Origin of the sequence: Sphingomonas sp. (assembly GCF_051962185.1) — a bacterium.
In the GTDB taxonomy this organism is placed as follows: Bacteria; Pseudomonadota; Alphaproteobacteria; order Sphingomonadales; family Sphingomonadaceae; genus Sphingomonas.
In genome coordinates, this window is the sequence record NZ_JBQCCN010000133.1 from 1 (window position 1) to 7,694 (window position 7,694).

At 64.5% G+C, this 7,694-nt stretch carries 9 protein-coding genes; all 9 read right to left on the reverse strand.

Annotated features, from left to right (window positions below; translation table 11 throughout):
* Positions 1 to 114: 114 nt before the first annotated feature.
* Positions 115 to 420 (reverse strand): NADH-quinone oxidoreductase subunit NuoK, encoded by a 306-nt coding sequence (gene nuoK / locus ACTHJR_RS07870; protein ID WP_440522575.1) that lies wholly within the window; start codon positions 418 to 420, stop codon positions 115 to 117.
* The gene (locus tag ACTHJR_RS07875; protein WP_440522576.1) at positions 417 to 1,028 is read right to left on the reverse strand and encodes an NADH-quinone oxidoreductase subunit J; all 612 of its coding nucleotides are present in this window, start codon (positions 1,026 to 1,028) and stop codon (positions 417 to 419) included. The genes nuoK and ACTHJR_RS07875 overlap by 4 nt, the downstream gene beginning before the upstream one ends.
* 132 nt (positions 1,029 to 1,160) lie before the next feature.
* Positions 1,161 to 1,646 carry an NADH-quinone oxidoreductase subunit NuoI gene (gene nuoI / locus ACTHJR_RS07880; protein ID WP_440522577.1) on the reverse strand — a complete coding sequence of 162 codons (486 nt, stop codon included), beginning with the start codon at positions 1,644 to 1,646 and terminating at the stop codon, positions 1,161 to 1,163.
* A 42-nt stretch (positions 1,647 to 1,688) separates the two neighbouring features.
* The gene (locus ACTHJR_RS07885; RefSeq protein WP_440522578.1) at positions 1,689 to 2,201 is read right to left on the reverse strand and encodes a hypothetical protein; all 513 of its coding nucleotides are present in this window, start codon (positions 2,199 to 2,201) and stop codon (positions 1,689 to 1,691) included.
* On the reverse strand, positions 2,198 to 3,223 hold the full coding sequence (gene nuoH, locus ACTHJR_RS07890; protein ID WP_440522583.1) for an NADH-quinone oxidoreductase subunit NuoH: 1,026 nt from the start codon (positions 3,221 to 3,223) through the stop codon (positions 2,198 to 2,200). Before nuoH ends, ACTHJR_RS07885 begins: the two co-directional genes overlap by 4 nt.
* Positions 3,224 to 3,452: 229 nt before the next feature.
* Positions 3,453 to 5,453: an NADH-quinone oxidoreductase subunit NuoG gene (gene nuoG / locus ACTHJR_RS07895; protein ID WP_440522579.1), complete on the reverse strand. Its 2,001-nt coding sequence runs from the start codon at positions 5,451 to 5,453 to the stop codon at positions 3,453 to 3,455.
* A gap of 9 nt (positions 5,454 to 5,462) precedes the next feature.
* The gene (locus ACTHJR_RS07900; protein WP_440522580.1) at positions 5,463 to 6,068 is read right to left on the reverse strand and encodes a hypothetical protein; all 606 of its coding nucleotides are present in this window, start codon (positions 6,066 to 6,068) and stop codon (positions 5,463 to 5,465) included.
* A gap of 49 nt (positions 6,069 to 6,117) precedes the next feature.
* Positions 6,118 to 6,837 (reverse strand): hypothetical protein, encoded by a 720-nt coding sequence (locus ACTHJR_RS07905; protein WP_440522581.1) that lies wholly within the window; start codon positions 6,835 to 6,837, stop codon positions 6,118 to 6,120.
* Positions 6,834 to 7,694: NADH-quinone oxidoreductase subunit NuoF (nuoF, locus tag ACTHJR_RS07910; protein WP_440522582.1), on the reverse strand; the 861-nt coding region annotated here is incomplete at its 5' end. The genes nuoF and ACTHJR_RS07905, both read right to left, overlap by 4 nt.

A 7,694-nucleotide genomic window follows, 5' to 3' on the forward strand; every position in this document is an offset into this window, starting at 1 on the left:
GTGGTCACGACCTTGGCCGGCACGTTGCCGATCGCACGATTCCCGAGCCCCGCGACGATCGCCGCGAGCAGGGGCAGGAAGACGATGAGCTGGATCTGGGTCTGGATCACGCGCTCACCCCTTCATCCGCTGGGCGTCGTCGACCGCGATGGTCCCGCGCCCACGGAAATAGATCACCAGGATGGCGAGCCCGATCGCCGCCTCGCCGGCAGCGACGGTCAGCACGAACATCGCGAAGATCTGGCCGACCAGATCGTGCAGATAGGCCGAGAAAGCGACCAGGTTGAGATTCACCGACAGCAGGATCAACTCGATCGCCATCAGCATGATGATCAGGTTCTTGCGGTTGGCGATCAGGCCGAGCACGCCCATCCCGAACAGGATGGCGGCCACGACCAGATAATGCGTCAGGCCGATCACAGCTCCACCCCCTGGCCGACTGGCGGCTGCATGTTACGCGTTGCATCCTGCGGCCGGCGCGCGACCTGGCGGCTGATGTTCTGGCCCTTGACCCCGCCGCGGGCACGATGGGTCAGCACGATGGCGCCGATCATCGCGACGAGCAGCACCAGCCCGGCGCCTTCGAACACATAGAGATAATGCGAATAGAGGAGGTTGCCGATCGCCTGGATGTTCGGGACCTTGTCGGGGGTCGGCGCGATGCGCTGGTCGAGCTTGAGCCCGCCTGCGCTCCACGCGCCGATCGCGATGAAGATTTCGCACGCCAGCGCCACCGCGAACACCAGCCCGATCGCGGCATAGCGCACGAAGCCCGCGCGCAGCTCGGCGAAATCGATGTCGAGCATCATCACGACGAACAGGAACAGCACCGCGACCGCGCCGACATAGACGATGACCAGCAGCATCGCGATGAACTCGGCGCCGCACAGCAGCATCAGCCCGGCGGCGTTGAAGAACGCCATGATCAGCCACAGCACCGAATGCACCGGGTTGCGCGACGTGATCGTCGCGAAACCCGAGAGCAAGACCATCGCGGCGAACAGGTAAAAGGCGATTGCCTGGATCATTATGCCACCGTCACCCCAGCGAAAGCTGGGGCCTCATGCGATGATGCAGGGCAAGAGCCGCTTGAGATCCCAGCTTTCGCTGGGATGACGGAATCGGGGTGAATCATGGTGCGTCCCACTGTTGCGGCGCGCTTAACGGTACGGCGCATCGGCGGCAAGGTTCGCGGCGATCGCGCGCTCCCAGCGGTCACCGTTATCGAGCAGCTTCGCCTTGTCGTAGATCAGCTCCTCGCGCGTTTCGGTCGAGAATTCGAAATTCGGCCCCTCGACGATGGCATCGACCGGGCAGGCTTCCTGGCACAGGCCGCAATAGATGCACTTGGTCATGTCGATGTCGTAGCGCGTCGTGCGACGGCTACCGTCGTCGCGCGGCTCGGCCTCGATCGTGATCGCCAGCGCCGGGCAGATCGCCTCGCACAATTTGCACGCGATGCAGCGTTCCTCGCCATTGGGATAGCGGCGCAGCGCATGCTCGCCACGGAAGCGCGGCGAGATCGGGTTCTTCTCGAACGGATAGTTGATCGTCGCCTTGGGCTTGAAGAAATAGCGCAAGGTCAGCCAGTGGGCTTTGATGATTTCCCACAAGGTGAAGGACTTGATGATTTGGGCGAGGCTCATCGTTTCAATTCTTCCGGTGTCGACGGGTTGGCGGATGGTCGGTCATCGCGGCGACATTCCCTTCACCGTCTCGAAGTCCCTGTCCGGAGATTTGGACACAAATGAGTCACAGAGGCCTTCGAAGACATAAGAAAAAGCATTTCCATTTGCGTCGACATCAGGCCATGCGAGATGACCGTCGAGAACCGCTGTTCCTGGCCGCGGCAACACCCCAAACACCAGCGATTTCTTCGCATCCTCGGTCGAGCCGGGCTGCGTATAATAGATGAAATAGCCCTGTCTTTTTTTATCATACCTGATTGCCGACGGGCGCATACCAAGCAGCAGTCCATTTGGATCATGCGCGGTATAGCCTGCGACATCGATAGTACCGCCTCGCTCGACCGGAAACATCACCGCGAATAATTTCGGCCCCTCCTCAGCAGCAGGCCCTACCTCCTTCACTTCGGACGGAACAAACTTTCGAAGTTGACAGAAGATAATACGCTTCTCTGGCACAGTTTGACCGTCATTCGGCTGCGCAGTGTACGCAGCGAGCATCGCCAGGAGCATCACGACCCAAACCCCACGCGGGTCCACATCAGGTAACCCGACACCAAGAACAGCCAGAACAGCGACAGCGGCAGGAACACCTTCCAGCCCAGCCGCATCAGCTGGTCGTAGCGGTACCTCGGCACCGTCGCCTTCACCCAGCTGAAGATGAAGAAGAAGCACCAGATCTTGATGAACAGCCAGATGATGCCCGGCACCCAGTTGAGCCACCAGACGTTGATCGGCGCCAGATAGCCGCCCCAGAACAGCACCGCGTTGAGCGCGCTCATCAGGATGACGTTGGCGTACTCGCCCAGCCAGTAGAGCGCGAAGCTCATCGACGAATATTCGGTCTGATAGCCGGCGACGAGTTCGGACTCTGCCTCGGTCAGGTCGAACGGCGCGCGCTGGGTCTCGGCCATGGACGAGATCAGGAACACCACCGCCATCGGGAACAGCAGGGGATTGAAGCCGAAGCCGTTGAGCCAGCCCCACCACAAGCCCTTCTGCGCCTCGACGATGGCCGAGAGATTGAAGCTGCCCGCCCACATCACGACCGAGATGAGGACGAAGCCGATCGAGACTTCGTAGCTCACCATCTGCGCGGCGGCACGGAGCGCCGAATAGAAGGGATATTTCGAGTTCGACGCCCAGCCGGCGATGATGATGCCGTAGACGCCGAGGCTCGACGCCGCGAGCACGTAAAGCAGGCCGACATTGATGTTGGCGAGCACCACGCCGGCCTGGAACGGCACCACCGCCCAGACGATCAGCGCGACCGTGAAAGTGATGATCGGCGCGAGCAGGAACAGGCCCTTGTTCGCCGCCGACGGGATGATCGTTTCCTGGAGGAAGACCTTGAGGCCGTCGGCGAACGATTGCAGCAGGCCGAGCGGCCCGACCACGTTCGGCCCCCGGCGCAGCGCCATCGCCGCCCAGATCTTGCGGTCGGCATAGATGATCATCGCCACCGCCAGCATCAGCGGCAATGCGATCACCAGAATGCCGACGATCGTGGCGACGAACCACGCCCATTCGTAGCTCATCGACACGTGAAGCCACGAAATGCCGAGGAAATTGAAGTCCTGGAAGAAGCGCGTCATGCTGCGGCTCCCTTCTTCGTCGCCCCGGCGAAGGAGCGAAGGGTCGGCCCGTCCCCCGGACGGGCCTTGGGCATGCGGGGCATGCTCAACCCTTCGCTGGCCTCAGGCGAAGGCACGCAGCAAGAGCCGCCAGCGATCCCGGCCTTCGCCGGGATGACGGAAAGATGCCGGATCATTCCGCGGCCTCCGCAAAGCTTTGGCCATGGATCAGCTCGGCCGAGCATTGCTGCATCGTCGGGCTGGCGCGGCAGATGGCGTTGGTCAGGTAGAAATCCTTGATCGGATAGGCGATTTCGCCCTCGCCCTTGGCGTCGAGCGCCGGCGGGTTCCAGGCGAAGGTGGCAAGGCCAAGGGTGCCGAGCGCGGGTACCGCGAGCGCCATTTGCGCCCGCAATTCCTCGAAGCTGTCGAACGGCAGGGTGTGCCCGAGCTTGTCCGACAAAGCGCGCAGGATCGCCCAATCCTCGCGCGCGTCGCCCGGCGGGAAGACCGCGCGCTCGCCGCGCTGCACGCGGCCCTCCAGATTGACGTAGGTGCCAGCCTTTTCGGCATAGCTCGCGCCCGGCAGGACGACATCGGCCGCCGCCGCGCCCTTGTCGCCGTGATGGCCGATATAGACCTTGAAGCTATTGGAAAGCTTCGAGAAATCGACTTCATCGGCGCCCAGCAGGAAGACCAGCTTGGGGTTCGCCGCAACCAGGTCCGCAATGCCGCCCTTCTGCGCATAGCCGAGCATCAGCCCACCCATCCGCGAGGCGGAGAAGTGCAGGACGTTGAAGCCGTTCCACCCATCCTTGACCACATCGAGCGTCTTGGCGAGCGCCAGCGCCGCGCCATGGCCGTTCTTGAGCGCCGCGCCGCCGACGACGATCATCGGCCGTTGCGCGTTCTTGAATGCATCCGCCGCCGCCTGGGGCAGCTTGCCGAGCAGCGACAGATCGTTGCCGAGCCACTCGACATTGTAGGTCAGGTCGGTCTCGGGCCCGATCGCGAAGACCTTGGCGCCTTTCTTGATCGCCTTGCGGATGCGGGTGTTCACCAGTGGCGCTTCCCAGCGCAGATTGGTACCGACCAGCAGGATCGCATCGGCGGTCTCGGCGCCGGCGATCGTCGTGTTGAAATTGACCGCGGCCAGGTTCGACACGTCGTAATCCATGCCGGTCTGGCGCCCTTCGAGCAGCGAACCGCCCATCGCCTCGACCAGCGCCTTGCCGGCGAACATCGTCTCGCAATCGACCAGGTCGCCCGCGATCGCCGCGACGCTGCTGCCCGGGTTCACCGCGGCGATCGCCGCGAACGCCTCGTCCCAGGTGGCGGCGACGAGTTTGCCGTCCTTGCGGACATAGGGCTTGTCGAGGCGGCGGCGGACCAGGCCGTCGACCGCGTGACGCGTCTTGTCGGTCGCCCATTCCTCGTTGACGTCGTCATTGACGCGGGGCAGCGCGCGCAGCACCTGGCGCCCGCGGCTGTCGAGGCGGATGTTGGTGCCGACCGCATCCATCACGTCGATCGCCAGCGTCTTCCTCAGCTCCCACGGCCGCGCCTCGAACGCATAGGGCTTCGAGGTCAGCGCGCCGACCGGGCAAAGATCGACGACGTTGCCGCTGAGCTCGCTGGTCACCGCCTGTTCGAGATAGGAAGTGATCTGCATGTCCTCGCCGCGATAGATCGCGCCGATCTCCTCGACGCCGGCGACTTCCTCGGCGAAGCGGATGCAGCGGGTGCACTGGATGCAGCGGGTCATCACCGTCTTGACGATCGGACCCATGTACTTTTCGGTCACCGCGCGCTTGTTCTCGGTGTAGCGCGACGCGCCGCGGCCATAGGCGACCGACTGGTCCTGCAGGTCGCACTCGCCGCCCTGATCGCAGATCGGGCAATCGAGCGGGTGGTTGATCAGCAGGAATTCCATTACGCCTTCGCGGGCGTTCTTCACCATCGGGGTGTTGGTGAAGATCTCCTGATTGTCCGCCGCCGGCAGCGCGCACGACGCCTGGGGCTTGGGCGGCCCCGGCTTCACCTCGACCAGGCACATCCGGCAATTGCCGGCGATCGATAGCCGCTCGTGATAACAGAAACGCGGGATTTCCTTGCCAGCCGCCTCGCACGCCTGGAGCACCGTGGCTCCGGCGGGGACTTCGACCTCGATCCCGTCTACTTTGACCTTGGGCATGGGCGCCGCTTACCTCGACAATGCATGATACAGCGGCTCGGCGACGACCAGTCGCAGATCCTGCCGCTTGAGCTTGAACGTTTTTCCGCGGGCCACGCAGGATGCGAAATTACCCGACAGACCGGCGATCGCCGTTGTTTCGGCCGCGCTGCCGCGATCGGCGCGGATCAGCGCCAGCGCGCCCTGCGGATTGGCGCGCACGACGCAATCGCCGAGCATCCGCATCCCGACCGAGTTGGCGTCGTAATCGGCCGGCGGGCTGGCGCCACGCGGCAGCGTTAGCGCCCAGCCGCCCTGCGCGGTCGCCGCGACCACGTCGGGCCGACTGCGGCCGAGCAAGCCGATCGCGGCGGCCTCGGCGATCTCCGCGCGCTCGCGCCAGGCCAAAGCGCCAGCCGCCGCCTTGTTGTCGCTGCAGCCGCCATAGAAGACGAGCACCTTCTTCGTCGCCTTGGCCTCGGCCGCCGATCCCGGCAGCGTCTTGAGCAGCCAACGGACGTCGCTCAGGTCATTGTCGACCACGCATTCGGCGATATCCGGCCCGGACGGCGCATCGCCGACCGGCTGCGGCGCGGCCGCCATGCCCAGCATCAGTGACGCATAGAGAATGATCATGTCAGCCTCCCCCACATCGCCCGGGGTGCCGATGAACTCATTGTCCCGGTCATTGCGCCGTCCCCCGGCCAAACCGATTCCACATTCCGTAGGCGACGAACGCGCGAATGCTGGCCGGCGACAAAGCCACCTGCTGCCCCTTCAGCAGACAATTGCCGAGCGCGGGAGCGAGCGCGGTCGCCGCGGCCCGTTCGGCGAGACTGCCCGGCATCGTCCGGAGCAGCGCATCGGCATGCGCCACATCCTTGAGAACGGTGCAATCGGTGAAAGCGACCATTCCCTGCGCCCTGGTCAGGGTATCCCCAATCGACACGAACCTTGCCGCCAAGGGCGGCGGCGTCGCGGGAAGCTGGGGCGCCGTGCGATTGGCGGCGAGATAGGCTTCCTCGGCCATCAGATCGCGCAAAACGCCGGGCGAAAACTTCATCCCCAGCGCGTTCTGGTCGAACCCGACTTCCCTGCCCAGACAATGGTCCATGTCCAGCGCTTTGTTGACGTTGTCGATCTTCGCGCCGGCCAGGTCGACGCCGACAGGATCGCTATTGTCCAGCAGGGCCGTCACCCTGGCCCGCGACGAACGATAGACGCATTGCGCGAAATGCTTGCGGATGATGCCAGCGTCCTTCGGATCGACCGCTTTCGGCTGGACCGGAATCATCGATCCCGTCTCTATCTCGGGCTTCAACTGCGCATGCGCGATGACGGGCGCCGCAACCAGCAGCGCTGCCACCGACGCGATCGCCGTCAGGAGCCCGAGCGATGTCCTCATTCCGCCGCTTCCTGCATCGGCGTGAGGTCGCCGCCTTGACGCTCGGCGATGCGGCGCTCGATCTCGGGACGGAAATGGCGGATCAGGCCCTGGATCGGCCAGGCGGCGGCGTCGCCCAGCGCACAGATCGTGTGGCCCTCGACCTGCTTGGTGACGTTGAACAGCGTATCGATTTCGCCGACATCGGCATCGCCGGTGCGCAGCCGTTCCATCACGCGCCACATCCAGCCGGTGCCTTCGCGGCACGGCGTGCACTGGCCGCAGCTCTCATGCTTGTAGAAATAGCTGATCCGGCTGATCGCACGGACGATGTCGGTCGACTTGTCCATGACGATGACCGCCGCGGTGCCGAGGCCCGAGCCCAGCGCCTTGAGCCCGTCGAAATCCATCGGGCAGTCCATGATCTGCGCCGCCGGCACCAACGGCACCGACGAGCCGCCAGGGATCACCGCGAGGAGATTGTCCCAGCCGCCGCGAATGCCGCCGCAATGCTCCTCGATGAGCTGGCGGAACGGGATCGACATCGCTTCCTCGACCACGCACGGCTTGTTCACGTGGCCGCTGATCTGGAACAGCTTGGTGCCGCGGTTGTTCTCGGCGCCGAAGCTGGCGAACCATTCGGGCCCGCGGCGAAGGATGGTCGGCGCGACCGCGATCGATTCGACGTTGTTGACCGTGGTCGGGCAGCCGTAGAGGCCGGCGCCCGCCGGGAATGGCGGCTTGAGGCGCGGCTGGCCCTTCTTGCCCTCGAGGCTCTCGAGCATCGCGGTCTCTTCGCCGCAGATGTAGGCGCCCGCGCCGCGATGGACGAAGACGTCGAAATCATAGCCCGACCCGCAGGCGTTCTTGCCGATCAG

Bases quoted from the DNA above. Each gene is read 5' to 3' on its own strand.
- ACTHJR_RS07875 (WP_440522576.1), bottom strand. From the start codon at position 1,028: ATGATCCAGGCAATCGCCTTTTACCTGTTCGCCGCGATGGTCTTGCTC.
- nuoI (WP_440522577.1), bottom strand. From the start codon at position 1,646: ATGAGCCTCGCCCAAATCATCAAGTCCTTCACCTTGTGGGAAATCATC.
- nuoH (WP_440522583.1), bottom strand. From the start codon at position 3,223: ATGAGCTACGAATGGGCGTGGTTCGTCGCCACGATCGTCGGCATTCTG.
- nuoG (WP_440522579.1), bottom strand. From the start codon at position 5,453: ATGCCCAAGGTCAAAGTAGACGGGATCGAGGTCGAAGTCCCCGCCGGA.
- ACTHJR_RS07900 (WP_440522580.1), bottom strand. From the start codon at position 6,068: ATGATCATTCTCTATGCGTCACTGATGCTGGGCATGGCGGCCGCGCCG.
- ACTHJR_RS07905 (WP_440522581.1), bottom strand. From the start codon at position 6,837: ATGAGGACATCGCTCGGGCTCCTGACGGCGATCGCGTCGGTGGCAGCG.